At 69.6% G+C, this 23,986-nt stretch carries 18 protein-coding genes; 9 read left to right on the top strand and 9 right to left on the bottom strand.

What is annotated here, in order from left to right:
* Window positions 1–29: 29 nt before the first annotated feature.
* Window positions 30–383 (bottom strand): hypothetical protein, encoded by a 354-nt coding sequence (locus tag AC23D4_RS17070; protein WP_472886776.1) that lies wholly within the window; start codon window positions 381–383, stop codon window positions 30–32.
* 227 nt (window positions 384–610) lie between these two features.
* Between AC23D4_RS17070 and AC23D4_RS17065 the strand changes: the two genes are divergently transcribed.
* The 5 genes from AC23D4_RS17065 to AC23D4_RS17045 all read left to right on the top strand — a co-directional run bounded on the left by AC23D4_RS17065 (window position 611) and on the right by AC23D4_RS17045 (window position 6,136).
* On the top strand, window positions 611–1,231 hold the full coding sequence (locus AC23D4_RS17065; RefSeq protein ID WP_472886775.1) for a DUF502 domain-containing protein: 621 nt from the start codon (window positions 611–613) through the stop codon (window positions 1,229–1,231).
* A complete protein-coding gene (locus tag AC23D4_RS17060) occupies window positions 1,228–3,924 on the top strand; it encodes a bifunctional acetate--CoA ligase family protein/GNAT family N-acetyltransferase (protein WP_472886774.1) in 2,697 nt (898 codons plus the stop codon). The genes AC23D4_RS17065 and AC23D4_RS17060 overlap by 4 nt, the downstream gene beginning before the upstream one ends.
* 79 nt (window positions 3,925–4,003) lie before the next feature.
* Entirely contained in the window at window positions 4,004–4,642 is a 639-nt protein-coding gene (locus tag AC23D4_RS17055; RefSeq protein ID WP_472886773.1) for a dioxygenase family protein, read from the top strand.
* Window positions 4,643–4,704: 62 nt separating this feature from the next.
* On the top strand, window positions 4,705–5,709 hold the full coding sequence (locus AC23D4_RS17050) for a metal-dependent hydrolase (RefSeq protein WP_472886772.1): 1,005 nt from the start codon (window positions 4,705–4,707) through the stop codon (window positions 5,707–5,709).
* A gap of 106 nt (window positions 5,710–5,815) precedes the next feature.
* A complete protein-coding gene (locus AC23D4_RS17045) occupies window positions 5,816–6,136 on the top strand; it encodes an EthD family reductase (RefSeq protein ID WP_472886771.1) in 321 nt (106 codons plus the stop codon).
* A 26-nt stretch (window positions 6,137–6,162) separates the two neighbouring features.
* Here AC23D4_RS17045 and AC23D4_RS17040 read toward each other — a convergent pair whose 3' ends face one another.
* Both AC23D4_RS17040 and dinG read right to left on the bottom strand, forming a co-directional pair.
* Entirely contained in the window at window positions 6,163–6,633 is a 471-nt protein-coding gene (locus tag AC23D4_RS17040; protein WP_472886770.1) for a CopD family protein, read from the bottom strand.
* A gap of 74 nt (window positions 6,634–6,707) precedes the next feature.
* The gene (gene dinG, locus AC23D4_RS17035; protein WP_472886769.1) at window positions 6,708–9,050 is read right to left on the bottom strand and encodes an ATP-dependent DNA helicase DinG; all 2,343 of its coding nucleotides are present in this window, start codon (window positions 9,048–9,050) and stop codon (window positions 6,708–6,710) included.
* A 110-nt stretch (window positions 9,051–9,160) separates the two neighbouring features.
* Here dinG and AC23D4_RS17030 point away from each other — a divergent pair, with 110 nt between their 5' ends.
* The 3 genes from AC23D4_RS17030 to AC23D4_RS17020 all read left to right on the top strand — a co-directional run bounded on the left by AC23D4_RS17030 (window position 9,161) and on the right by AC23D4_RS17020 (window position 12,625).
* Complete coding sequence (locus AC23D4_RS17030) at window positions 9,161–10,261, top strand: patatin-like phospholipase family protein (RefSeq protein ID WP_472886768.1); 1,101 nt, start codon at window positions 9,161–9,163, stop codon at window positions 10,259–10,261.
* Between the two features lie 61 nt (window positions 10,262–10,322).
* The gene (locus AC23D4_RS17025) at window positions 10,323–11,753 is read left to right on the top strand and encodes a GntP family permease (protein WP_472886767.1); all 1,431 of its coding nucleotides are present in this window, start codon (window positions 10,323–10,325) and stop codon (window positions 11,751–11,753) included.
* Window positions 11,753–12,625 carry an alpha/beta hydrolase gene (locus tag AC23D4_RS17020; RefSeq protein ID WP_472886766.1) on the top strand — a complete coding sequence of 291 codons (873 nt, stop codon included), beginning with the start codon at window positions 11,753–11,755 and terminating at the stop codon, window positions 12,623–12,625. Before AC23D4_RS17025 ends, AC23D4_RS17020 begins: the two co-directional genes overlap by 1 nt.
* 54 nt (window positions 12,626–12,679) lie before the next feature.
* Here the strand turns inward: AC23D4_RS17020 and AC23D4_RS17015 are convergent, their stop codons facing one another.
* The 4 genes from AC23D4_RS17015 to AC23D4_RS17000 form a co-directional block, all read right to left on the bottom strand.
* Entirely contained in the window at window positions 12,680–13,372 is a 693-nt protein-coding gene (locus AC23D4_RS17015; RefSeq protein WP_472886765.1) for a MarC family protein, read from the bottom strand.
* A gap of 15 nt (window positions 13,373–13,387) precedes the next feature.
* Window positions 13,388–14,917 carry a BCCT family transporter gene (locus tag AC23D4_RS17010; protein ID WP_472886764.1) on the bottom strand — a complete coding sequence of 510 codons (1,530 nt, stop codon included), beginning with the start codon at window positions 14,915–14,917 and terminating at the stop codon, window positions 13,388–13,390.
* A gap of 382 nt (window positions 14,918–15,299) precedes the next feature.
* Complete coding sequence (locus AC23D4_RS17005) at window positions 15,300–17,354, bottom strand: ATP-binding protein (RefSeq protein ID WP_472886763.1); 2,055 nt, start codon at window positions 17,352–17,354, stop codon at window positions 15,300–15,302.
* Between the two features lie 212 nt (window positions 17,355–17,566).
* Window positions 17,567–21,235, bottom strand: coding sequence for a class I SAM-dependent DNA methyltransferase (locus tag AC23D4_RS17000; RefSeq protein WP_472886762.1), 3,669 nt, complete (start codon window positions 21,233–21,235; stop codon window positions 17,567–17,569).
* A gap of 129 nt (window positions 21,236–21,364) precedes the next feature.
* Between AC23D4_RS17000 and AC23D4_RS16995 the strand changes: the two genes are divergently transcribed.
* Window positions 21,365–22,543: an MFS transporter gene (locus tag AC23D4_RS16995; RefSeq protein ID WP_472886761.1), complete on the top strand. Its 1,179-nt coding sequence runs from the start codon at window positions 21,365–21,367 to the stop codon at window positions 22,541–22,543.
* A 12-nt stretch (window positions 22,544–22,555) separates the two neighbouring features.
* Here the strand turns inward: AC23D4_RS16995 and AC23D4_RS16990 are convergent, their stop codons facing one another.
* Window positions 22,556–23,602: a DMT family transporter gene (locus AC23D4_RS16990; RefSeq protein ID WP_472886760.1), complete on the bottom strand. Its 1,047-nt coding sequence runs from the start codon at window positions 23,600–23,602 to the stop codon at window positions 22,556–22,558.
* Complete coding sequence (locus AC23D4_RS16985) at window positions 23,602–23,952, bottom strand: DUF6488 family protein (protein WP_472886759.1); 351 nt, start codon at window positions 23,950–23,952, stop codon at window positions 23,602–23,604. Before AC23D4_RS16985 ends, AC23D4_RS16990 begins: the two co-directional genes overlap by 1 nt.
* Window positions 23,953–23,986 lie beyond the last annotated feature (34 nt).

Genomic DNA, 23,986 nt, shown 5'->3' with positions numbered 1-23,986 from the left:
CCCGGCCGCGGCGCATTGCCGCAGACCGTTCAGCGCAGAACGCGATCCGGTCCCGGCGATGCCACACCGCCCTGGTCTGGTGATCCGCCGGCCGCTGCCTCGGGCACCTCGGTGGCCTGCACATCGACCACATCGCCCGCCGGCGCGCCCGCCTGACCGGGCCAGACGCCGCGGGTGTAGCGTTGCGACTGCTCGCGCATGCGGCTGAACATCACCACCGGGGCCGGCTTGCGCCCGGTGATCAGCGACCACAGCGACACGCCAGCCACCACCACGAGGGCCGCCAGCAGGAAGCTCACCACAAACACCAGGGCGGCGAGCACCAGCACGAGCTTGAGGAGCCCACGCAGCACGCGCTCCAGAAAGTCAGAAAATCCATTCATGAGGGAAAGAGCCATCGGGCGGTTGGGAGTTCCGGGAGTATGAAGCGCTTCGGCGCGCGGGTCACGCCATGGCGGTGGCCATGAAACAGCTTGGCACAAGAAAATGGCAAATGGGGCTGCTTTCCGGTTTTGCAAGCCACGCCCCTCCCCGGTGACGCCCGGGCGCATCGCCGGGCGCAGACGCCTGGCGTCACACCGTTCCGCACGCCGGCTGCTATGCTGGAAACATGACGCCACCGACACCACCCGAGCCCACCCTGAAGCGCCTCTCGCAGTACTTCTTTCGCGGCCTGATCACCTTTCTGCCCCTCGCCATCACGGTGTATGTGCTGGTGCTGTTCGTCACCTGGACCGAAAGCACCGCCATGTGGCTGCTGAGCCCCTTCATCGGTGACTTTTACCTGCCCGGGCTGGGCATTGCGCTGGGGGCGGGGTTGATCATCGCGCTGGGCTTTTTCATGTCGCTGGGTACCGCCAGCAGGCTGCTCTCGTACATCGAACTGCCCTTCACCAACCTGCCGGTCATCAAGAGCATCTACTCGTCGCTGAAGAACTTCGCCGACTACTTCTCTCCGCACGAGCAGGACGCGCAGCAGGTCGTGCTGCTGAAAATGCCCGGCCATGAGCTGGGCATCGTCGGCCTGGTCACGCGCCAGAGCCTGGCGGGCCTGCCCAATGGCATCGGCGAGCTGGAGGGGCAGGTGGCCGTCTACCTGCCCATGGGCTACATGATCGGCGGCTACACCGTGTTCGTGCCGCGCGAGTGGACCTCGCCCATCGACATGAGCGTGGAAGAAGCCATGCGATCGGCCCTCATCGCCTTCATGTCATCGAGCAAAAAGCCATGAGCATCCGACACCTCGACACCCTTTTCCATCCCGCCTCGGTGGCCGTTTTCGGTGCATCCGAACGCTCGGCCAGCGTCGGCGGCACGGTGTGGCGCAACCTGCTCGCCGGGGGGTTCAAGGGAACGCTGTACCCGGTCAACCTCAAACACACCACGCTCGGCGGCGTGGAGGTCTACCGCAACGTGGCCGCCCTGCCCGAAGCCCCCGACCTGGCCGTGATCTGCACCCCGGCACACACCGTGGTCTCGCTGATCACCGAGCTGGGCGCGCGCGGCACCCGTGCGGTCATCGTCGTCACCGCCGGTCTCGACAAAGCCACCAAGCAGGCCATGCTGGACGCCGCCAGGGTGCACACGCTGCGCGTCCTCGGCCCCAACTGCATCGGCCTGCTGGTGCCGCACCTGGGGCTGAACGCGAGCTTTGCGCACATCGGCGCGTTGCCGGGGGATCTGGCTTTTGTGTCGCAGTCGGGCGCGCTGGTCACCGCCATGCTGGACTGGGCTGCCTCGCGCGGCATCGGCTTCTCGCACTTCGTCTCGCTCGGCGAACGCGCCGACGTGGACTTCGGCGACATGCTCGATTTTCTCGGCAGCGACCCGGCAACGCGCGCCATCCTGCTCTACATAGAAAGCGTGGACGAAAGCCACAAGTTCATGTCGGCCGCACGCGCCGCCGCGCGCAACAAGCCGGTCATCGTGGTCAAGGCCGGGCGCTCATCGGCGGGCCAGGCCGCCGCCGCCTCACACACCGGCGCACTGGCCGGCTCCGACGCCGTGTTCGACGCGGCCATTGCCCGCTCGGGCATGTTGCGCGTGCTCACCCTGCCCGACCTGTTCCTCGCCGCCGAGACGCTGTCGCGCTTTCGCGACGGACCATCGGGTGCGCTCACCGTGCTCACCAACGGTGGTGGCGCCGGCGTGCTGGCGGCCGACGAGGCTTCGACGCTGGGCGTGCCGCTGGCCCAGCTGGACGACGCCATGCTGGCGCGGCTCGACGCCGTGCTGCCCGCCAACTGGTCGCACGGCAACCCGGTGGACATCATTGGCGACGCGCCCGCCGAACGTTATGTCGCCGCGCTCGAAGCGCTCTCGAACGACACGGAAAACGCCGTGCTCTTCATCCACGCGCCGACCGCCATCGTGCCCAGCGCCCAGATCGCACAAATCATGCTGCCGCAGGTGACGACCGAGCCCCGGCGCGTCCTGGGCTGCTGGCTCGGTGACGGTGCCGTGGCCCAGGCGCGCCAGACCTTCCGCGATGCGGGCGTGCCCGACTACAACACACCCGAAGACGCGGTGCGCGCGTTCTCGTTCCTGCGCACCTACCGCATGCACCAGGTCGAACTGCTGCAGACACCGCCCGCGCGCAGTGCCGCGCATTCGCCCGACCTGCCCGCCATCCGCGCCATCGTGGGCGCCGTGCTCGCCGATGGCCGTGAACTGCTCACCGAGCCCGAGGCCAAGGCTTTGCTCGCCGCCGCCGGCCTGCCGGTGGTGCCCACGCGCGTGGTCGGTGCCAGCGCGGACGCAGCGCAGGCCGCGGCCGACGCCCTGGGCTACCCGGTGGTGGTCAAGATCCTGTCGCACGCCATCAGCCACAAGAGCGACGTGGGCGGCGTGCGCCTGAACATCGGCAACGCCAGCGAGCTGCGCGAGGTCTGCACTTCGATGCTGGCGCGCGTGCGCGAGCTGCGGCCCGACGCCGACGTGCAGGGCTTCACCGTGCAGCCCATGGTGCGCAAGCAACACGCGCACGAACTCATCATCGGCGCCAGCGTCGACCCGGTGTTCGGCCCGGTCATCCTGTTCGGTGCTGGCGGCACCGCGGTGGAGGTGCTGGCGGACCGCGCGCTGTCGCTGCCGCCGCTCAACACGCCGCTGGCGCTGGCGCAGATCCAGCGCACACGCATCGCGAAGCTGCTGCAAGGCTACCGCGACGAACCCGCCGCCGACATCGACGCCATCGCCCAGGTGCTGGTGAGCGTGTCGCAACTGCTGGCCGACGTGCCCGAACTCGCCGAGCTCGACATCAACCCCCTGCTCGCCAACCACGAGGGCGCGGTGGCGCTCGATGCGCGCCTGCGCGTGTCGGCGAAGAAGCCAGCCGGCGCGGCGAACTTCGCCATCCAGCCTTACCCCCAGCATCTGGAGGAAAGCTGGACCTGGCGGGGCCAGCCGGTCACGCTGCGCCCGATCCGCCCGGAAGACGAAGGGCAACACCGCAGTTTCCTGGAACAGCTCGACCCGGAAGACATCCGCCTGCGCGTGTTCTACAGCCGGCGCAGCATCGAACACAGCGAGCTCGCGCGGCTCACGCAGATCGACTACGCGCGTGAAATGGCCTTCATCGCCACACGCCACACCGAAGGCAACGGCGAAGAAACCCTGGGCACCGTGCGCGCCGCCGTGGACCCGGACAACCACACCGCCGAATTCGGCGTCATCGTGCGTTCCGACCTCAAGGGCTCGGGCCTGGGCCGCCGGCTCATGGAGAAGATGATCCTGTACTTGCGCGCGCGTGGCACGCAACGGCTGGTGGGCACGGTGCTGCGCATCAACCGCGGCATGCTGGAACTTGCGGCCGACCTGGGCTTCCAAGAAACGGACAACCCCGGCGACCCGGATGACCACGGCACCCGTTTCGTGTCGCTGGAGCTGCAACCCACCACCCGCCCCGACGCCCGCCCGGGCTGAGCCTGTCGAACCCGCGTGAAACAGGGCTTCAACAGGCTCAGCGCAAACGGAAGGCCTTTCCCCGTTCAAGGAGCCCGCCATGCTGTCGAACCGCCCACCCTCGCGCCGCGCCCTGCTCACCCGCGGCGCCGGCCTGCTCGCCGCCACCGCCGCCCCGGCCTGGCTCACACCGGCCCTCGCTCAAACGGCCCTGCGCCCCACGCCCAGCCAGACCGAAGGCCCGTTCTACCCGGTGGCCCTGCCGGTCGACACCGACTTCGACCTGCTGCGCACCGGCAACAGGGCCTACGGCAAAGGCCAGCCGGCCTGGCTCGAAGGCGTGGTGACCGACACCCGCGGTGTGCCGGTGTCGGGGGCCGTGGTCGAGATCTGGCAATGCGACCAGGCCGGCCACTACCACCACCCGGGCGACGGCGGCAAGGCCGATCCGGCTTTCCAGGGCTTCGGGCAGGTCACCGTGGGCCGCGACGGCCGCTACCGTTTCCGCACCCTCAGGCCCGCGCCCTACAGCGGGCGCACGCCGCACATCCATGTGAAAGTGAAACTCGACCGCCAGGAACTGCTGACCACGCAGATGTACGTGGCGGGCGACCCGGGCAATGAGCGCGATTTCCTGTGGCGGCGTCTGGGGGAGCCAGGCCAGGCCGCGCTGACCCGACCCTTTGTGGCCGGCACCGACGGCCTGCGCGCCGAGTTCCCCATCACCGTTCAAGCCTGAGATTGCCAACGCCCATGTCCCGATGCCGGCCGGGGACATGTCCCGGTCGCTAAGCTCCCCGCATGGACTCTTTGACCCAGATCGCCCTCGGCTCCGCCGTCGGCGTGGCCGTGATGGGCCGGCGCACCGCCGTGTGGAAGGCCGCGCTGTGGGGCGCGGTGGCCGGCACCCTGCCCGACCTCGACGCCTTCATCGACCACGGCGACCCCATCCTCAACATGACGCGCCACCGCGCCGAAAGCCACGCGCTGTTCTTCCTGACGCTGGCCGCACCGCTGCTGGCCTGGATCGTCTCGCGCCTGAACGGCGAGGCCGCCCTGTTCAAAAGGTGGTGGTTGGCGCTCTGGCTGGTGCTCATCACCCACCCGCTGCTCGACGCGATGACGGTCTACGGCACCCAGCTGCTGCAACCCTTCACCGACCACCCCTACGGCGTGGGCAGCATCTTCATCATCGACCTCGCCTACACCGTGCCGCTGATCGTGGGCGTGGTCGCGGCACTGCGGCTGAAAAACGCCCGCGGCCAGCGCTGGAACGCCGCCGGCCTGGTGCTGAGCACGCTCTACCTCGCCTGGAGCTTCGGCGCGCAGCAACACGTGGACCGCATCGCCCGCGCTTCGTTGCAGCAGGCCGGCATCGAAGCGCAAGGCCTGCTCGTCACGCCCGCGCCCTTCAACACCGTGCTCTGGCGTCTGGTGGCGACCACTCCCACGCAGTACCACGAGGGCTACTACTCGCTGCTGGACGACCAGGCCGAGGTGCGCTGGACCGCCTACCCACGCGGCGGTGATCTCATCGAGCAACACGGCCAGGCCGAACCGGTGGCGCGCATCGCTGCGTTCAGCCACGGCTTCTTCAGCCTGCACAACGGCGGCAACCGCCTGCTGCTGACCGACCTGCGCATGGGCCTGGAACCGACCTATACCTTCCGCTTCGACATCGGCTCGCCGTCGACCGTCGGCGGCGTGCCGGTGACCCAGCTGAGCATGCGGCCGGACCTGGGGCGCGCCTTGCCCTGGTTGTGGCAACGGCTGCTCGGACACGATGTTTCACCGCCCTGGCGGTGACGACCAGGTGGCCTCCCCGGTAGAGGCGCCGTGCTTGCCAGAAGCCGCATGCCGGTGCACCATGCAGCTCGCCAGCGCTTTTCCACCCCCCATCAGGAGACAAACCATGATCAAGGTCAGCGTGATGTACCCCAGCACCCCCGGCACGCACTTCAACCACGACTACTACCGCGACAAGCACATGCCACTGGTGAAAGCGCGCCTGGGGGCACCGCTCAAGTACTACACCGTGGACAAGGGTCTGGGCGGAGGAGCGCCCGGCTCGGCGCCGACCTACGCCGCCAGCGGACACCTGTTCTTCGACAGCGTCGAAGACTTCCAGACCTCGTTCGGGCCCCACACCAAAGAGATCATGGGCGACATCCCGAACTACACCGACATCACACCGGTGATCCAGGTCAGCGAAGTGGTGGTCGGCAAGCCCTGAAGCTTCAGGGCCATGGGCCCGACCATTCAGACCATCAGCAACGTCAACACGATGATCGCCACGCCGATCACGAGGTTGATGCCCACCCAGGTTCGGATCGAAGCCAGCGCTGCGCCGCCTGCCGGCCAGTCGCTCGCCGCCACGGCCTTGCCCAGGCGTTTGAACAGCGCAAAGCGGATGTGGCCAAAAATGGCCATCATCACGATGCCGAGCGTGGCCATGATGGTCCAGTCCAGCGGCATGTTGAAGCTCAGGCCGGCCTGTACCGTTTCCTTGGCCAGGCGTCCGATCATCCACAGTCCGCTGACGAGCACGACCCCGATGGACACCAGCACCGCGCTGAAGAATCGCTGCAGCGCACCGTGCATCAGGCGGATGCGTTGCGGTGGCTCCAGTTGCATGGCGGCCGGTCGCAGGAAGAAGTGGGCGAAGACCATGCCGCCGATCCACACGACGATGGCGAGGATGTGGAGCAGCTTGAGGATGGCGTAGATCATGGGCGGGGTCTCGTTGAAGGAGGACAGGTGGTGGCTGCGACAGGCTCGGCCCGAACGGAGCGTGGGCTTTGAACTCAGGCGCTCACATCGGTGAGCACCGCACCCACGCGACGCTGCAGACGGTAAGGCGGCAAGCCCTTGAGCATGCGCCGCCCGTACGACTGGCGCAGCAGCCGGGCATCGTAGCAAACCACCACCGCTTCGTCGGTCTCGCTGCGCAAGGCCCTGCCGGTCCACTGGAGAAGGCGCGCGCCGGTGGCGGGCACCACCAGTTCGCTGAACGGGTCGCGCCCCTGCGCCTTCAGCCAGTCGGCGCGCGCCTGGCCCACCGGGTCGCTGGGCGAGGCAAACGGCAGCTTGGTGATGAACACCCATTCACACAGCTCGCCCGGCAGGTCCAGCCCCTCGCCAAACGACTGCAAGCCGAACAGGATGGACGCACCGCCCGCTTCCACACGCTCGGCGTGCTGGCGCAACAACTGCGTGCGCGAGGCCTCGCCCTGCGCCAGCACCTTGTCGCGCAGCTCGCGGTGCATGCCGCGCTCCAGCAGTTCCTGCGCGCGCCGCATCAGCGCTTTCGAAGTGAACAGCACCAGCGCACCGCGCTGCACGCCGGCCAGATCGTCCATCAGCGCATCGAGCATTTCGCGGCTGTAGGCCTCGACATCTTTCGGATCGGCCTGCGTCTGCACGACGACCAGGCGGCCCTGGCGCGCGTGGTCGAACGGGCTCTGCACCTCGCGCGCCACCACGGCGTCGTCGTAGGCCAGACCGGACTCGTGCAGAAAGTGATCAAACCCGCCGCAGGTGACGAGCGAGGCCGAGGTGACCACCGCCGCGCGCACCTTGCTCCAGAGCTGGTGGCGCAGCAGGCTGCCGGGCTGCAGCGGGCAGGCATGGGCGGTGAGCGTCACCAGGCCGTGCTGGATGCCGGCTTCGAGCCACTTGGCCAGCGGCGGCTGGCCCGAGGTCGGGTCCTGCAGCCAGAGTTCGGCCGTGGCCTGCGCGTGCTGCAGGCGCGGCGCGAGCACGCCCAGGCGGCTGTAGAGCCGGGCGCAGCGCGCGGCGTCGCCGGGGTTGTCGCGCGCGTTGGCCTTGAGCTGGGTGGCCAGCGCTTCCATCACCTTGAGCAGCGCGCTGGCGCGGCTGTGCAGCAAGGCCACGGTTTCCATCCAGTCCGGCGGCAGCGCGCCGCCTTCGAAGCGATCCACCACCGGTGCGCCCGCGGCGTCGAAACCGCCACGCGCCGGCGTGCGGCTGGGCGCGCGCCCGGTGAGCGCGGCCCACGCCGGGAGCGCGCCGATGCGCGCCATCGCCAGCCGCGCCAGCTCACCCTGCGCGCTTTTCATCTCGCGCGCCAGCGTGGCCACGTCCACACCCGGCGTGTGCTGCATCGCGCCGGCCACCTCATCCACCGCGCGCGGCAGTCGGTCCAGCCACTGGCTGCGCATCAGGTCCATGCTCTCGCTGAACTGGCCCTGAGCCACCGCGCCCAGGTGGTGCGCTTCGTCGAACACGAGGTAGCAGTCTTCGGGCGCGGGCAGCGCGTGCAGGCCCAGCGTGGAGAGCAGCAGGTCGTGGTTCACCACGATCACCTGCGACTGCGCCAGCTTCGCGCGCGCCTGGTAGTAGCTGCAGCTGTTGTAGCTCGGGCAGTGGCGCGCGGTGCAGCTGTGGCGCTCGGCGGCCACCGGGCTCCAGAGTTCGCCTTCGGGCGGCTCGTCGAGCCGGTCGCGGTCGCCGTCCCAGGTGCCGCCGTCCAGTTGCCCGGTCCACTTCGCATAGACCTTGGCGCGTTCGCCCCAGCGTTCGGCGGCGCGCGCGCTGGCCGCGGCCGAGGCCACGGTGTGCGCCGCGATGCCGGCCGCCGAGCCGTCGGTGGTCTCGCTGGCGTCGTCGCTTTCAAACAGGTCGGCACTCGCCGCGTCGCCGCCGCTCAGCTGGTCGAGCTTCAGGCGGCAGACGTAGCGGCCACGCCCCTTGGCGAGCGAATAGGTGAAAGGCTCGGGCAGCGCCGCGGCCAGCGCCGGCAGGTCCTTGGCAATCAACTGCTCCTGCAGCGCCACCGTGGCGGTGGAGATGACCACGCGCTTCTGCTGCGCCAGCGCGAGCGGGATCACGGTGGACACGTACGCCGCCGATTTGCCCACGCCCGTGCCGGCCTGCACCACCGCGATGCCGCGCTCGGGCAAACCGGCTTCACCACTCACCGAGCCGTCGCCCAGGCTCACGCCGCTCAGCGTGTGCGCGATCAGCGCCGCCATCTCGCGCTGGCCGGGACGCGCGCGAAAGCCCGCCGCGTGCGACACCACGTGGTCGAAGGCGGCCAGGGCCAGCGCCTCGCGGGCGAGCGGGCCCGACGGCAGGGCCTCGGCTTCAACGGCGGGAACGTCGGGGGTATCGGAGGGAGTGGTCATGCGGGGCCGGGGTCAAAAGGCGATTGTCCCAGACGGTCTCGTGCGGGTGGTGGCAGGGCGCGCAACTTGTGCACTGCACAATGCACCACAACGACATCCAAGAGCATTCCATGGCCACCCGACGCAAGCCCGCCACCCGCCGTCCCGCCCGCCCTTCCGGCGACCACCAGCTGATCGACCTCGCCCTGCAGGGCGGCGGCTCCCACGGCGCCTTCACCTGGGGCGTGCTGGACCGCCTGCTGGACGACGCGTCGCTGGAGATCGCCGCCATCAGCGGCACCAGCGCCGGCGCCATGAACGCCGTGGCCCTGGCCGCGGGCCTGATGGAAGGCGGGCGCAAGGGCGCGCAGCGCGTGTTGCGGCGCTTCTGGCAACGCGTGGCCGAAGCCTCGCCCTTCCACCACCTGGAAAACAACCCCTTCAACGCCCTGCTGGGCAGCCACACGCCCTGGATGCAGGCGCTGCTGGCGCCCTGGCAACAGGCGGCGCAGCTGGCGGTCAGCCCGTATTCGCCCTACCAGCTCAACCCGCTGAACCTCAACCCGCTGCGCGACATCCTGGTGGAGACGGTGGACTTCGAACGCGTCTGCGCCTGCCACAAAACCCGCCTGTACATCGCCGCCACACAGGTGCGCACCGGCGCGCTGCGCGTGTTTGACCAGGCTCAACTCACCCCCGACATGGTGCTCGCCTCGGCCTGCCTGCCGCGGCTGTTCCAGGCGGTGGAGATCGACGGCGAGGCCTACTGGGACGGCGGCTACGCCGGCAACCCCTCGCTCATGCCCCTGATCACCGACAGCCCGGCCGACGATCTCCTGCTGGTTCAGATCAACCCGCGCGAACGCCCCGAACCGCCCACCCGCACCAGCGACATCCTGGACCGCATCGACGAAGTGACCTTCAACGCCAGCCTGCTGAAAGAACTGCGCTCCATCGCGCTGCTCAAGCGCCTGATTGAAGAAGAAGGCCGACCCGGCCACCAATACCGCAACCCGCTGTTCCAGCGCGCCGAGGCGCTGCGCCTGCACCTGATCGATGGCGGCGCCTCGCTCAGCACCCTGGGCGCGGGCAGCAAGACCCAGACCTCGCTGACGTTCCTGAACCGCCTGCACGACCTGGGCCATGCCGCCGCCGACCAGTGGCTCACGGCGCACCGATCAGACATCGGCCAGCGCAGCAGCCACGACATCTTTCAGGCGCTGAACCCATGAACCCCGCGCACGGCCGCCCGAAGCGCTCTCTCATCGCAGTCCGAAGGACGGAGGTTTTCGAATGACCAGCATCCTCGGCATCCTGCTCGCGCTCGTGCTGCTCATGGCGCTGGCCTACCGCGGCGTGAGCGTGCTCATCCTTGCACCGCTCATGGCCCTGCTCGCGGCGCTGTTCAGCCCCGATGCACCGCTGCTCGCCAGCTACACGCAGGTTTTCATGCCCGCGCTGGGCGGCTTCGTGATCGCCTTCTTCCCGCTGTTCCTGCTCGGCGCCGTGTTCGGCAAGCTGATGGAAGACTCGGGCGCCGCCACCGTGATCGCGCAGGCCATCGTGAAAACGCTGGGCGTGCAGCGCGCCATCCTGGCCATCGTGCTCGCCTGCGCGGTGCTCACCTACGGCGGCGTCTCGCTCTTCGTGGTCGCCTTTGCCGTGTACCCGATCGCGGCCGCGCTGTTCCGCCGCGCCGACGTGCCGCAGCGGCTCATTCCCGGCACCATCGCGCTCGGCGCCTTCACCTTCACCATGACCGCGCTGCCCGGCACGCCCGCGATCCAGAACGCCATCCCCATGCCCTTCTTCGGCACCACGCCCTTCGCCGCGCCCGGCCTGGGCCTGATCGGCGGCGCGGTGATGCTGGTGCTGGGCACGCTGTGGCTCATGCGCCGCGCGGCCAGCGCCAAGGCGCGCGGCGAAGGCTTTGGCGAGTCCTCGGCCTTGAAGGACCCGGCCAACGCCACGTCCGCACGCGCCAGCACCGCAGGCCACCCGCCGCCCGATGCCCTGAGCGGCAGCGCCTTCGCGCGCGCCATGGCCCCGGTGGTGCTGGTGATCGCGCTCAACTACCTGCTCGCCACCTGGCTGCTGCCCGCGCTCGACACCGCCTACCTCGCCGAGCCGCGCTACGGCAGCACCCGCATCGAGAACCTGCGCGGCATCTGGGCCGTGACCACCGCGCTCGCCGCGGCCATCGTGCTGCTGGTGCTGCTGCAGCGCGCGCGCCTGCCCGATCTGGGCCAGACGCTGGAGACCGGCGCCACCAGCTCGGTGCTGCCGTTGCTCAACACCGCCTCGCAGGTCGGCTTTGGCGCCGTCATCGCCTCGCTCGCCGGCTTTGCGCTGATCCGCGACGCCGTGCTCGGCATCGCGCCCGGCAACCCGCTGGTGAGCATGTCCATCGCCGTCAACATCCTGGCCGGCATCACCGGCTCCGCCTCGGGCGGCATGAGCATCGCGCTGCAGACCCTGGGCGAGACCTGGCTCGCCATGGGTCAGGCCGCCGGCATCGCGCCCGATCTGCTGCACCGCGTCACCGCCATCGCCACCGGGGGGCTCGACGCCCTGCCGCACAACGGCGCCGTCATCACCCTGCTGGGCATCTGCGGCCTCAGCCACCGCCAGGCCTATGCCGACATCTTCGTGGTCGCGGTGGCCATTCCCGTGCTATCGCTGGTGGTCGTGGTGCTGCTGGGCACGGCCTTCGGATCCTTCTGATGGTGCCGCTGCTGATCGGTCTCGGCCTGCTCGGTGCCGCCTTGTTCGGTGCCCGCCACGTGCTGCACCGCAGCCTGGCGCCCGAAGCCAGCACCGATGGCCCGACCCCGGCCGAGCTGGGCCTGCGCGCGCACGAGGTGCAGATTCCCGGCGCCGCCGGCCAGCATCTGTTTGCCTGGTACCTGCCCGCGCCCGCATCGGCCCCGCACCCCGCGCCCGCCGTGGTGCTGCTGCACGGCTGGGGCGGCAACGCCAGCACCCTGCTGCCCGCCGCGCAGGCGCTGCACGCGGCAGGCTTCGCTGTGCTGCTGCCCGAATCGCGCAACCACGGTCGCAGCAGCCGCACCGGCCACAGCTCCCTGCCCCGTTTCGCCGAAGACCTGGAGGCCGCGCTCGACTGGCTCGCCACCCAGCCCGGCGTGGACCCGCAGCGCATCGCCGCGCTCGGCCACTCGGTGGGCGCCGCCGCCGTGCTGCTGGTGGCCTCGCGCCGCCCGGGGCTGGCCGCGGCGGTGAGCGTGAGCGCCTTTGCGCACCCCGAATGGGTCATGCGCCGCTGGCTCGCGCTGCGCCGCGTGCCCTACTGGCCGCTGGGCTGGCTGGTCAATCGCTACGTAGAGTCGGTGATCGGTGCGCGTTTTGATCGCATCGCCCCGCTGGCCACGCTGGGCCAGGCCCTGTGCCCGGTGTTGCTGCTGCACGGCACTGAAGACACCACCGTGCCGCTCGCCGATGCGCAGCAGCTCATCCAGCACAAAGGCAGCGCACGCGCCACGCTGCTGGCGCTGCAGGGCACCCACGAAGGTTTTGCCGATCCGTCCACCGCGACGCAGGCCGTGCTGGCGTTTCTGGCGCAGCGTGGCGCGGCCTGACCCGCTCACCGCCCGGTGCGGCTGCGCAGCCGTCGCCGGGATGGCGAACCCGCATCAGCCGGCCGCCGCCTCCCGCAACAAGCCCAGCGCCAGCTCGCTCGCCCCGTCCCACACGATCTGCACGCCCAGGCAGAGCAGGATGAACGCCGACAGGCGCAGGAAGATCACCGTGCCCGCCTCGCCCAAGGGCCGCAGCAGGCGCTGCGCGTAGCGAAACGCCAGGTACAGCAAAACCCCCACCGCCAGCAGCGCCAGCACGCCGCCGCCCATGCGCGCGAGCGACAGCAGCAGCCGCTGGTCGTGCAGCGACACACCCACGGTGATGGCCGCTGCAATGGAACCCGGCCCGCAACTGATCGGGAACGTGAGCGGATAAAAGGCCTGCCGCCGTGCCATTTCGGGCGTGAACGACTCGGCCAGCTCGGTGCGGCTGTCCACCGTGGCGTGCGTGGCGGTGAGCAGTCGCCAGGCCGTGGCCGCCAGGATCAGACCACCCCCCACCCGCACGATGGGCAGCGAGATGCCGAAAAACTCCAGCACGAACGAACCGATCAGCATCGAGCCCAGCATCAGCCCGAACATGTTGCGCGCGATGCGCCGCGCCAGCAGCGCCCGCGTGCCGTCCGAAGCGCCCTCGGTCAAGCCGAGGAAAATCGGTGCCGTGGCCGCCGGGTTCAGGATCGGCAGCAGCGCCGCAAAGACGAACAGGAAACTCTTGCCCAGCGCGAGCAGCAGTTCGATGGTCATGGGATCAGGGCGCGTTCAGGCGGCAGGCGGACGTTCCACCATGTCGCGGATGCGCCGGCGCAACGCGCGGTCGCGCCGCTGCTCCTCGTTCCAGTCTTCGCGCACGCCGCGCCAGAGCGCCAGCGCCATGAGCAGGATCACCAGCGTGAACGGCAGCGCGAACACGATGGTTGCCGTCTGCACCGCCTTCACGCCGCCGGCCAGCAGCAGGCTGATGGCGATGCCCGAGACCAGCAGGCCCCAGACGATCTTCACCCGGGGCCCCGGGTTTTCGTCGCCGCCGGTGCTCATCATGCCCAGCACCAGCGTGGCCGAGTCTCCAGAGGTCACGAAGAACACCAGCACCAGCACGGTGGCCACGCCCGTCATCAGCCCGCCCAGCGGCAACTGGTCGAACATGGCAAACAGCGCGGTGGACACATCGGCGTTCACCGCCTCGCTGATCGGCAGGCCCTGCATGATCTGCAGGTGCAGCGCCGTGCCGCCGAACACCGAGAACCACACGAACGCCGCCAGCGTGGGCGCCAGCACCGTGCCCAGAATGAACTCACGGATGGTCCGTCCACGCGAGACGCGCGCGATGAACAGGCCCACGAAAGGCGACCAGCTCACCCACCAGGCCCAATAGAAAACCGTCCAGCCACCCACCCAGCCGCTGTCACGGAAGGGCGTCATGCGCAGGCTCATGCGCACAAACTCGCTCAGGTAGCTGCCCAGGGTGTTGGTGAAGGTGTCGATGATCGCCACCGTCGGGCCCACCACAAACACCGTCAGCGCCAGCAGGCTGGCGACGATCAGGTTGAAGGTGGACAACCACTTGATGCCCCTGGTCACACCGGTCACGGCCGAAGTCAGGAAGAGGACCGTCGTCACCACGATGATGCCCACCTGCGATGCACCGCTCACCGGCAGCCCCATCACTGCGGCCAGGCCACTGTTGATCTGCAACGCGCCCATGCCCAGCGAAGCCGCCACGCCAAACGCCGTGGCAATCACCGCCAGCACATTCACCAGCGGGCCGATCTGTTTCATCAGCGCCCAGGGCAGCGCTTCCACGGCCGTGCTCACCAGCGCCGAGCCGCCCCGCCGGAACTGGAAAAACGCGATCGCCAGCGCCACGATGCTGTACACCGCCCAGGGGTGCAGCCCCCAGTGGAAGAAGCTGTAGCGCATGGCGGCGTTGGCCGCCTCCGGTGTGTTGACCGCAATACCCGGTGGCGGCGCGCCGTAGTGGGAAATCGGCTCGGCCACGCCCCAGAACACCAGGCCGATACCCATGCCTGCGGCAAACAGCATGGCGAACCAGGCACCGATGGAAAACTCCGGCTCGTCGTCCTCGCCGCCGAGCTTCAGGTCGCCGTAGCGGCTGAACGCGAGGACCAGCGCCAGCACGACCAGGCCCAGCACCACCCACAGGTAGAACCAGCCGAAGTTGCGCGTGATGGCCGCCAGCGCGGTGTCGAACACCCCGCCCAGCGACGCCGGGGCGATGACGCCCCACAGGACGATGGCCAGGATCAAACCGGCCGAGACGATGAGTTGCATGAGATCACTCCTCCAGGAAAAGGGCCGTCCCGTCGGCCGCTGGCAAGGCACAACGGCACCAATCTACCGCACAAGCGGGCGGCCTGGGGTAGCAGATACCGGCGCAGCCGAGGGGTCGAAGCAGAAAACGGCGGCGGTTCGGTCCGATGTGTCAGTGGCTCCCGGCCCGCCGGGGCCCATGGGGGCGCTTCGGGGCGGTGGCAGCTGCGCCCGAAGGAGCGCGGTGTGCCGGGGCTGTCAGCAAGGACCGACACCGCCAGCGCAAGAAAGTGCGCCAGACCATGCCGTCATGAACGAAGCGGCGATTGTGCCCGGATCCATCCCCTCGCGTGAGCCGTCGCTCGCATACCCGCGGGTGGTGTGCGGAGGGGTCCGTGTGCCCTCATCCGGTGAACAGGGCCGCGGCCTCCGGTACCTCCTTCGGCAAGCTGAAGCAGAACACCGCCCCCTGCCCCACCGCGCCCTCACCGCGCACGCTGCCGCCGTGGCGCTGGACGACCCGGTGCACCGAGGCCAGACCAATGCCCGAGCCCTCGAACTGGTGGTGCGCGTGCAGGCGCTTGAAAGGCTGGAACAGCTGATCGGCATAGGCCATGTCAAAGCCCGCCCCGTTGTCGCGCACGCAGAACGCCACCTGCCCGTTGGCCGCCTCGCTGCGGGTGAAGTCGATCCGTGCCTGTGGCGTCTGCCCGGTGTACTTCCAGGCGTTGCCCAGCAGGTTCTGCAACACCACGCGCATGAGCGTCGGGTCCGCCTTGACGCGCAGACCCGGCTCGATGTGCCACTGCACCTGCCTGTCGGGCTCGGCACGTGTGAACTCCGCCACCAGTCCGCGCGCCATCTCGCTCAGGTCCACCGCCTCGTGGCTGATCAACGCCCGGCTGTGCTGGGCAATCGACAACAGATCGGTGATGAGCACACCCATGCGGCGGGCGCCGTCCTGGATGCGACGCAGGGAGGTGCGCCCCTCGTCCGTCAGGCGCTCGGCTTCGGACTCCTGCAGCAGGGAGGCAAAGCCGTGGATGCTGCGCAGCGGGGTGCGCAGATCGTGCGAGACGCTGTAGGTGAACGCCTCCAGTTCGCGGTTGAGCTCCACCAGCTCCTTCGTGCGCAGCTTCACCCGCTGCTCCAGATCGGCGTTCAGCCGCACCAGCGCACACTGCGTCTCGCGCAACTCGGTGATGTCCTGCACCGTGCCGTGTTGACGCACCGCCTCGCCACCCTCGCAGTCCGTCAGGCACAGCAGGCGCACATGGCGGACCTCGCCATCGGGCCGCTGGATGCGGTGCACCTCGTCCAGCGGCGTGCGCAGGCGGACCGCCTCCTTGAACGCCATGTCCAGGCGGTCCCGATCTTCCGGGTGCACGCTGGACGCATAGCACCCGACGCCCGGTGACGTGGTTGCCGGATCGCGGCCGAGGATGCGGAACACCTCGTCCGACCACAAAAGCTGGCGCTGCCGGATGTCGAACTCCCAGTGCCCCACGTGCGCCATGCGCTGCGCGGCCTTCAGGCGTTGCTCGCTGCGCGCCACCGCCGCCCGGGCGCGCTCCACGCGCCGGAGCAGCCACCCCATGCCCGCGCCGATGCCCGCCAGCGCCAGCGACAGCAAAGCCGTCAACGCCATCGCCTGCTGGCGCGAAGGCGCCAGCGGCGCCAGCTCCGACGCATCGGACAGCCCCACCACCACCACAGCCCCCGAGTCCGCCAGACGCTGCCAGCCGTAAAGGCGCGTCACCGCATCCACCGCACCCGTCTGGCGAAAGCTGCCCTGCCGCAGCTGGGGCTGCGCCAGAAACGGCCGATCCGGCGGCACCGACTGCCCCATGGCGACCTCGTTGTCCAGGCTGCGTGCGAGGAGGCGGCCACCGGGGTGCACCAGACCCACCAGATCCTGATCCGACAGCGTCAGGCGCCCGAGCTTGCGAGCGAGATAGTCGGTCGAGAGCAGCAGGTGCAACGTGCCGTCAAAACGCCCATCGCGCCACAGCGCGCGTCCTGCCACGAACAGCCAGCGCCCGTTCAGGCGCGCGAGCACCGGCTCACCCAGGACCAGCCGGTCAGGCCCCTGGCTCAGCGCCCGGAAGTGCGGCCGGTCCCCGATGAAAGTGCCGTCCGCCACCCCCAGGCTGTTGTAGACCGCGAAACCCTGGGCATTCACCACCGTCACATGCGAAACCAGCCCCGCCGGCAAAGCATCCAGCGCCTCGCGCACCCCCAGCTCAAAACCGTGGGGGTCGGCCCGCCAGAGCTCGCGCAGATCCAGCGCCGTGCGATCCACCAGGGTGAACAAGGCCTCCACCTGCCCGCCCATCGCATCGGCCAGCTGCACGCTGCGCGCCTCGGCCCGGTCGATCACCTGCTCGCGCAACTGTTCCTGCAGCCTCAGGCTCAGGCCCCAGACCACGGCCACCGCCAGGACCGTGAACAAAGCCACCGCCATCACCATCGATCGCCAACGCGAGATCACATTGCACCCCTCGTATTCATCTGTGTCCGGGCACCACCACGCACCGCAGCCTGCAGGTAGTTGTAACCGAATTGATTGACCCCCGGCTGAAGGCCACGCCAGCGCCGCCTGGCGGGCCCTGTCACCGGGTGCGGTGGCCGGGAAGGTGCCGCGTGGTCACCAGGTGTGACCACCCACGCTCACCCCCGCCAGCCGCCGCCCTCCTGGCGCGCGCGGCCCAGGGCTTCGAGGGTGTCGAGGATGCGGGGCAGGCCCTTCTTCCAGGGGCCTTTGCCTTTGAAGCTGGCTTCGATGGCCGGCAGCGGCAGCGGCGCGGGGCTGGCGCCCAGCAGCTGTGCCACGGCGCGCACCTGCTCGGGCAGCGTGGGCGGCCAGGGCTGGGTGGTGGCTGTGGCAACAGTCCTGGGTGCGGTTTCCCCGGCTGAGCCTGCGCCGGCATCCGCCTCCACGGCCTCGGCCTCGTCGGCGCGGGCTTCGGCCTCGGCTTGCGTCTCCACACCGGCGATGCCGGCTTGCCCGGGCTGCGGCGCCAGGGCCGCAACGGCGGCCGCGCGCCGCGCCGGGTCCTGGAACTCGGGGCGCAGCCAGCGCACGGTGCCGGTGGCTTCTTCGGCGGCGCGTTTGGCGTTCAGCGCCACCAGCCGCTCCAGCAGCGTCTCGGTCCACGCGGCGCGGGCCGCTTCGTCGCCCCACGGCACTGCGCCCAGGTCGCTCCAGCCGTAGGCCATCAACACCGCGGCGTCCAGCTCGTCGTGCAGGCTTTGCAGCACGCTCACCAGGCCCTGCTCGTGCAGCGCCTTGTCTTTGGCGGTGAGCGCTTCGCCGCGGCGCAGCTTGTGAAGCACGTTGTAGAGCCCCGTGAGCGTGACGGTGTCAAACACCGCCTGCCGCGCCTTGCGGTGCGCGTCCAGCTGCTCGGCGAGTGATCGGATGCGCTCGGTGAGCGCGAGCGTGAGGCCGGTGTCGTCGCTGGGGAAGGGGAAAGGCTCGAAGCAGCGCGACTTGTTGTAGCGTGGGTCGTTGCCGACACCAAGGCGACCGCCTGCGGCCAGCGCCCATTCGACGTGGACCTGGCTCGACAGCACGCCGAGGTGCAACGCATCGGCACTCGCGATGGCAATCAGCATGTGGTCGGGCAGCACCGACGCATCCAGAAATTGAAACGTGCGGTGCTTGGCGGTTTCGACGGTGGCGATGTAACGCGGCAGACCATTCAATGCGGCACGCAGCAACCGGCGTGGCTCGCCAAACAACCACCAGTAGTCGCGGATACGTGGCCGGTTGTTCTGGTCGCGGTCGGGCTTCACGCGCTCAGTGACCCATTGAAAAACCGCCGGAAAGTGCTGACGCACGTCATCGGCGCTCAAACCAAACAGGTCGATCACCATCGCGTCGCGCGGCGTGGCCATCAGGTCGCGCCCATTGCGGTACTCGCGGATGTGGCGTTCCAGTTCAGGCGTTGCTCCTAGCCCAAGTGCAGCGGCTTCTTCTCGGCTGACGATAAAGCCCGAACCCGCCAGCATGACCCCGTTGCCCGAAATGCCAGCCGGCGCCGCAAGCGCGCGTGCACCCGCTACGTTGGCGCCCACGCGCAGATCGGCGTGCAGCAGGCCCCGTTGTTCGTCGAGCCGCACCTCCACTTCTTCGCTATCTGTCGCACGCTCGTCGCTCACAGTGAGCAGGCGTCCCTCTTCTTCGGCGGCGGTACCCACGCTCATGGCGATGCGCACCGCCGCGCCCTGCGCGCTGTCCACCCACGGGTGGTCGGGCACGGCGAAGGCGAGCGTGAGCGGGTTCTTGGGCGCGCTCAGGTGCGCCTCGATCACGCGACGGTTGAAGGTCTGGCGCAGGCTGTTGGTGGTGATGAAGCCGAAGCGCCGCGCGGCGCCTGCGCGCACGAGCGATGCTGCGTGGTGCCACCAGTACATGACGAACTCGGCGCTGTCCGGCACTTCGGCAATGGTGGAGCGCAGCGCATCCACGTAGCCATCGCCCAGCGCGAGACGCAATCGCTTGTCGCCAATGAACGGCGGATTGCCGACGATGAATTCGGCCGCCGGCCACTGCGCGGGGCGTGGGTTCACATAGGCCCACTGCACCACCTGCGCAGCTTCGTCGGGCACGTCTTCGCCGGTGACGGGGTGCTTCTTGAACGTGACGCCGTCCCAGCGCGTGATGGTCTGGCCGCTCGCGTCGAGCGCGGGCACGGCGCGGTCGTAGGCGAGCACGGCATCGCGGTTTTCAATATTGCCGTAGTCGTGCACCACGGGCTCGGCCACGCTGGCGAGGCCGCGGGTGCGCACATGCCATTGCAGCCAGCCGATCCACAACACGAGCTCAGCCAGGGCGGCGGCGCGCTGGTTGAGCTCGATGCCGCGCAGCTGCTGCAGCGTGACGGTTTCGCCTTCGAGGCCGAGGCGGTCCTGCGTTTCACCGAGCGCTTCGAGCTGGTTCATCACCTCGCCTTCGAGGCGCTTCAGGTGTTCGAGCGTGACGTAGAGAAAGTTCCCGCTGCCGCAGGCTGGGTCGAGCACGCGGGTGGTGCAGAGCTGGTGGTGGAAGCGGCGCAGTTCGGCGCGGGCTTCTTCGAGTTTGGCTTCGCGCTTCTTGCCTTCGAGTTCATCGGCCTCGCGGGCGAGCACCACGGCCGCAGCCTGGGCGTTGGCCCAGTCGGCGCGCAGCGGCTCCACCACGGTGGGCAGCACGAGGCGCTCCACATAGGCGCGCGGCGTGTAGTGGGCGCCGAGGGCGTGGCGCTCGGTGGGATCGAGCGCGCGTTCCAGCAGGGTGCCGAAGATGGCGGGCTCCACCTCCTGCCAGTTGGCCCGGGCGGCGCGCAGCAGGCCGTCGATCTGCGCGGTGCTGAGCGGGAGCACGTAGCCATCGACCCCCGCGCCCTTGAAGAGCTTGCCGTTGAAACGCAGCACGTCGCGCGCTATTGCCGCGTTGAAGCCGCCCACGTCCATGCCCTGCCAGAAGACCTTGAGCATCTGCGCCAGGGTGGCGGGCTGTTCGCGGTATGCCTTGAGCAGTTGCACGAAGCTGCCGCTGCCGTCCGCATGGGCGGGCAGCAGGCCCACGTCTTCGGCAAACATGCTGAAGAGGCAGCGGGTGAGGAAGGCGGCCACGGGCTGCGGCGCGTGGCCGGCGGCCTCCAGGCTCCGGGCCAGCTCGGCCAGCTCGGCGGCGACGGCGCGTGTGACCTTGGCGCTGATGCGCGAGGGGTCGAGGCTGAGCGGGTCGGTCCACAGCGCCTTGAGCCGCGCGCGCACCGCCGGCTGCGCCAGCTGCTCCAGGCGGATGCGGTGGCTGCGCGGGTCGGGGAAGGGGGTGTAGGTGGCGCCGGAGCGGGTGAACTCGGCGTAGAGCTCGATCACGTGGCCGACATCGACCACCACCACGAAGGGCGGCCGGCCTTCGGTGGCGGGCAGCGCGCGGGCGTAGTTTTCGGCCTGGGTGCGGGCGCGCAGCAGCGCGTCGTCAAAGGCTTTGGTGGTGACGGGCGGGGTGTCGGGGGTCTGCTGCGCCTGCACGCCGGCCGTCTTGCCGAGTTTGAGCTTCTTGCTTTCCCAGACGAAGTGGCCGCGCTTGTAGCAGTCCACCCGGCCGGCGCTGGTGGAGCCGTCGCCGTGCTGGAAGGTGATGGGGCGCTCGAACATGTAGCTCTGTTCGGGCGTGGGGTGCGGCGCTTCGACGCCCAGCAGCTCACACAGCTGGATGACGAAACTCTGCGAAGTGGACAGCTCGGAAGCGGTGACGCCCTTCCAGCGGTTGATGAAGGCCTGGGCGGCGCTGTCGGTGCCGGTGTCGGCGGTGGCGGGGTTCCCTGGGGTGTTTTTGTGCGGCATGGCCCGGATGATAGAAGCCGGGCGGGGGCTGGCCGGGCTGGCTCGGTTTTCCGGCGATGGATAGGATGTGGGCATGGCCATGTCTGGTGTTGCTGCCACGCTGAAACAAACCGACCGCTCACACGCGCCATGAACAAGTCAGGCCCCTCCAAACCACGGCTGCCCACCGCCATCTGGGTGCTGGGCTTCGTGAGCCTGCTGATGGACATTTCATCCGAGATGGTGCACAGCCTGCTGCCGCTGTTCATGGTGGGCACGCTGGGCGCGAGCGCATTGGTGGTGGGTCTGATCGAGGGGCTGGCCGAGGCGACCGCACTGATCGTCAAGGTGTTCTCTGGCGTGCTGAGCGACTGGTGGGGGAAACGCAAGTGGCTGGCGGTGTTCGGCTACGCCCTGGGCGCGCTGACCAAGCCGCTGTTTGCGCTGGCGCCGGGCATCGGCACCGTGCTGACGGCGCGCCTGCTCGACCGCGTGGGCAAGGGCGTGCGCGGCGCACCGCGCGACGCGCTGGTGGCCGACATCGCGCCGCCCGACATGCGCGGCGCAGCCTTCGGCCTGCGTCAGTCGCTCGACACGGTGGGCGCCTTCATCGGCCCGCTGCTGGCGGTGGGCCTGATGCTGCTCTGGGCCGACGACTTCCGGGCGGTGTTCTGGGTGGCGGTGGTGCCGGGGGTGCTGGCGGTGGCGCTGCTGATGCTGGGCGTGCGCGAGCCCGACCGGCCGGCTGGCCAGCGGCGCAGCAACCCGATCCGGCGCGAGAACCTGCGCCGCCTGGGCAGCGCCTACTGGTGGGTGGTGGGCCTGGGCGCGGTGTTCACGCTGGCGCGCTTCAGCGAGGCCTTTCTGGTGCTGCGCGCCGCGCAGAGTGGTGTGCCGGTGGCCCTGGTCCCGCTGGTGATGGTGGCGATGAACCTGGTCTACGCAGCGTCGGCCTACCCCTTTGGTCGCTTGTCCGACCGCATGGATCACCGGACGCTGCTGGCACTGGGCCTGGCGGTGCTGATCGCGGCCGATCTGGTGCTGGCGGTCCCTGCGCACTGGGCCACGGTGCTGGCCGGTGTGGCGTTGTGGGGCCTGCACATGGGCATGACGCAGGGCCTGCTGGCGACCATGGTGGCCGACACGGCGCCGGCCGACCTGCGCGGCACGGCCTTCGGCTTCTTCAATCTGGTCAGCGGTGTGGCCCTGCTGCTGTCCAGCGCCATCGCCGGCCTGCTGTGGGACCAGCTGGGCGCCTCATTCACCTTCTACGCCGGGGCCGCGTTCAGCGGCCTGGCGTTGTTGGGGCTGGCATTGCGACGGCGCTGAACAGCGCCCCGCTCAGTGCGGGTGCCGGTGGTGCACGTCGGGCGCGTGCGGGTGGCTGTGGTGCAGCGTGCCGTGGTGGTGCGGGTGGCTGTGCGGGCCGGCGGGCATGGGGTTGTGGCTGTGCAGGTGGTGGCCATCGTCGTGGGTGTGGGCATGTTCGTGATCCATGGCCTCGTGATCGTGGTCGTGGCCGTGGTCTTCTGCCAGGTGGATCAGCACCCCGGCCACCATGAGCCCGCCGCCCGCGAGCAGCAGCCCGCTGGCCGCGCGCTCGCCCAGCGCGAACGCACCCAGGGCGCCGATGAAGGGCGCGAACGCAAACACCGAACCGGTTCGCGCGGCGCCAAAGCTGCGCTGCGCCAGCAAATAGAAGCGCAGGCTCAGGCCGTAGCCGGTGGCGCCCACGGCGAGCAGGGCCAGCGCAGCGGGCAGCGGCGGCAGCGGCTCGCCCCAAACCAGCGCGAGCGCGGTGGTGACGCTGGCGCCCAGCGCGGCTTTGACCACCACCACCTGCCCCGGGTCGCGCTCGGCCACGCCGCGCGAAAGCGTGTTGTCCACCCCCCAGGCCACGGTGGCCACGGCCACGGCGAGCAGGCCGAGCAATTGCACCTGGCCGGTCAGGCCCTGGTCCAGCACCAGCAGCGCGCCGCCGGCCAGCAGCAGCGCCACGGCGGATTTGACGCGGCCGTCCAGCACCTCGCCGTACCAGCGCCAGGCCAGCACCGCCGTGAACACGGCTTCGAGCGTGAGCAGCAGCGAGGCGCTGGCGCCACTGGTGCGCTGCAGGCCCCAGGCCAGCGCCACCGGGCCGATGACAGCACCCGCCGCCACCATGGCCAGCAGGCGCGGTGCATCGCTGCGGCGCAGCGGCGCTTCGACCCCCGCGCCCCGGCGCTGGAACAGGGCCACCAGCGCGGCGCCGGCGTAGAGCAGCGCGGCGGTGCTGAACGGGCCGAGGCCCTGACCGAAACGCTGCACCAGCGGCGTGCTCAGGCCAAACAGGGCGGCGGCCAGCAGGGCCAGCGCGCCGCCGCGCAAGACGGGCGACGCGTTTTGCATCACTGCCCGGTGTGGTTGGCGGCGATGAAGTTACCGGGCTGCGAGAAGAAGATATAGAGCGTCTGCTTGGCCACGTCGGCTACGGCAGGGTTCTTGAACGACACCTTCCACTCTTTGCCTTTCTTGCCGTCCACCAACTCGGCCTTGTCTTGCTTGACGGCTTGCCAGGAGGCGTCGAGCTTGCCAGCCTTGACCAGCGAGGCCTTGCGCTGCGATGCGCAGTCGGTGACCACGGCTTCGGAGGCGGGCTTGCTGCCGTGGAAGTGACAGCTGCTGCCTTGGTCCGCCAGCGCGGCGGGCGCGGCGAACAGGGTGGAGGCAAGGGCTGTGGCGATGGCGAGGGTTTTCATGATGGGAGCTTTCGGTGAATGTTCAAAAAGGGCG

Source organism: Hydrogenophaga sp. L76 (assembly GCF_057654755.1).
This window is presented reverse-complemented; position numbering and strand designations above follow the sequence as displayed.

What these genes read in the sequence shown, in the direction of transcription:
- AC23D4_RS17025 (WP_472886767.1), top strand. Translation starts at nt 10,323, where the DNA reads ATGACCAGCATCCTCGGCATCCTGCTCGCGCTCGTGCTGCTCATGGCG.
- AC23D4_RS17050 (WP_472886772.1), top strand. Translation starts at nt 4,705, where the DNA reads ATGGACTCTTTGACCCAGATCGCCCTCGGCTCCGCCGTCGGCGTGGCC.
- AC23D4_RS17015 (WP_472886765.1), bottom strand. Translation starts at nt 13,372, where the DNA reads ATGACCATCGAACTGCTGCTCGCGCTGGGCAAGAGTTTCCTGTTCGTC.
- AC23D4_RS16995 (WP_472886761.1), top strand. Translation starts at nt 21,365, where the DNA reads ATGAACAAGTCAGGCCCCTCCAAACCACGGCTGCCCACCGCCATCTGG.
- AC23D4_RS16990 (WP_472886760.1), bottom strand. Translation starts at nt 23,602, where the DNA reads ATGCAAAACGCGTCGCCCGTCTTGCGCGGCGGCGCGCTGGCCCTGCTG.
- AC23D4_RS17030 (WP_472886768.1), top strand. Translation starts at nt 9,161, where the DNA reads ATGGCCACCCGACGCAAGCCCGCCACCCGCCGTCCCGCCCGCCCTTCC.
- dinG (WP_472886769.1), bottom strand. Translation starts at nt 9,050, where the DNA reads ATGACCACTCCCTCCGATACCCCCGACGTTCCCGCCGTTGAAGCCGAG.
- AC23D4_RS17045 (WP_472886771.1), top strand. Translation starts at nt 5,816, where the DNA reads ATGATCAAGGTCAGCGTGATGTACCCCAGCACCCCCGGCACGCACTTC.
- AC23D4_RS16985 (WP_472886759.1), bottom strand. Translation starts at nt 23,952, where the DNA reads ATGAAAACCCTCGCCATCGCCACAGCCCTTGCCTCCACCCTGTTCGCC.
- AC23D4_RS17040 (WP_472886770.1), bottom strand. Translation starts at nt 6,633, where the DNA reads ATGATCTACGCCATCCTCAAGCTGCTCCACATCCTCGCCATCGTCGTG.
- AC23D4_RS17060 (WP_472886774.1), top strand. Translation starts at nt 1,228, where the DNA reads ATGAGCATCCGACACCTCGACACCCTTTTCCATCCCGCCTCGGTGGCC.
- AC23D4_RS17010 (WP_472886764.1), bottom strand. Translation starts at nt 14,917, where the DNA reads ATGCAACTCATCGTCTCGGCCGGTTTGATCCTGGCCATCGTCCTGTGG.
- AC23D4_RS17055 (WP_472886773.1), top strand. Translation starts at nt 4,004, where the DNA reads ATGCTGTCGAACCGCCCACCCTCGCGCCGCGCCCTGCTCACCCGCGGC.
- AC23D4_RS17000 (WP_472886762.1), bottom strand. Translation starts at nt 21,235, where the DNA reads ATGCCGCACAAAAACACCCCAGGGAACCCCGCCACCGCCGACACCGGC.
- AC23D4_RS17065 (WP_472886775.1), top strand. Translation starts at nt 611, where the DNA reads ATGACGCCACCGACACCACCCGAGCCCACCCTGAAGCGCCTCTCGCAG.
- AC23D4_RS17020 (WP_472886766.1), top strand. Translation starts at nt 11,753, where the DNA reads ATGGTGCCGCTGCTGATCGGTCTCGGCCTGCTCGGTGCCGCCTTGTTC.
- AC23D4_RS17070 (WP_472886776.1), bottom strand. Translation starts at nt 383, where the DNA reads ATGAATGGATTTTCTGACTTTCTGGAGCGCGTGCTGCGTGGGCTCCTC.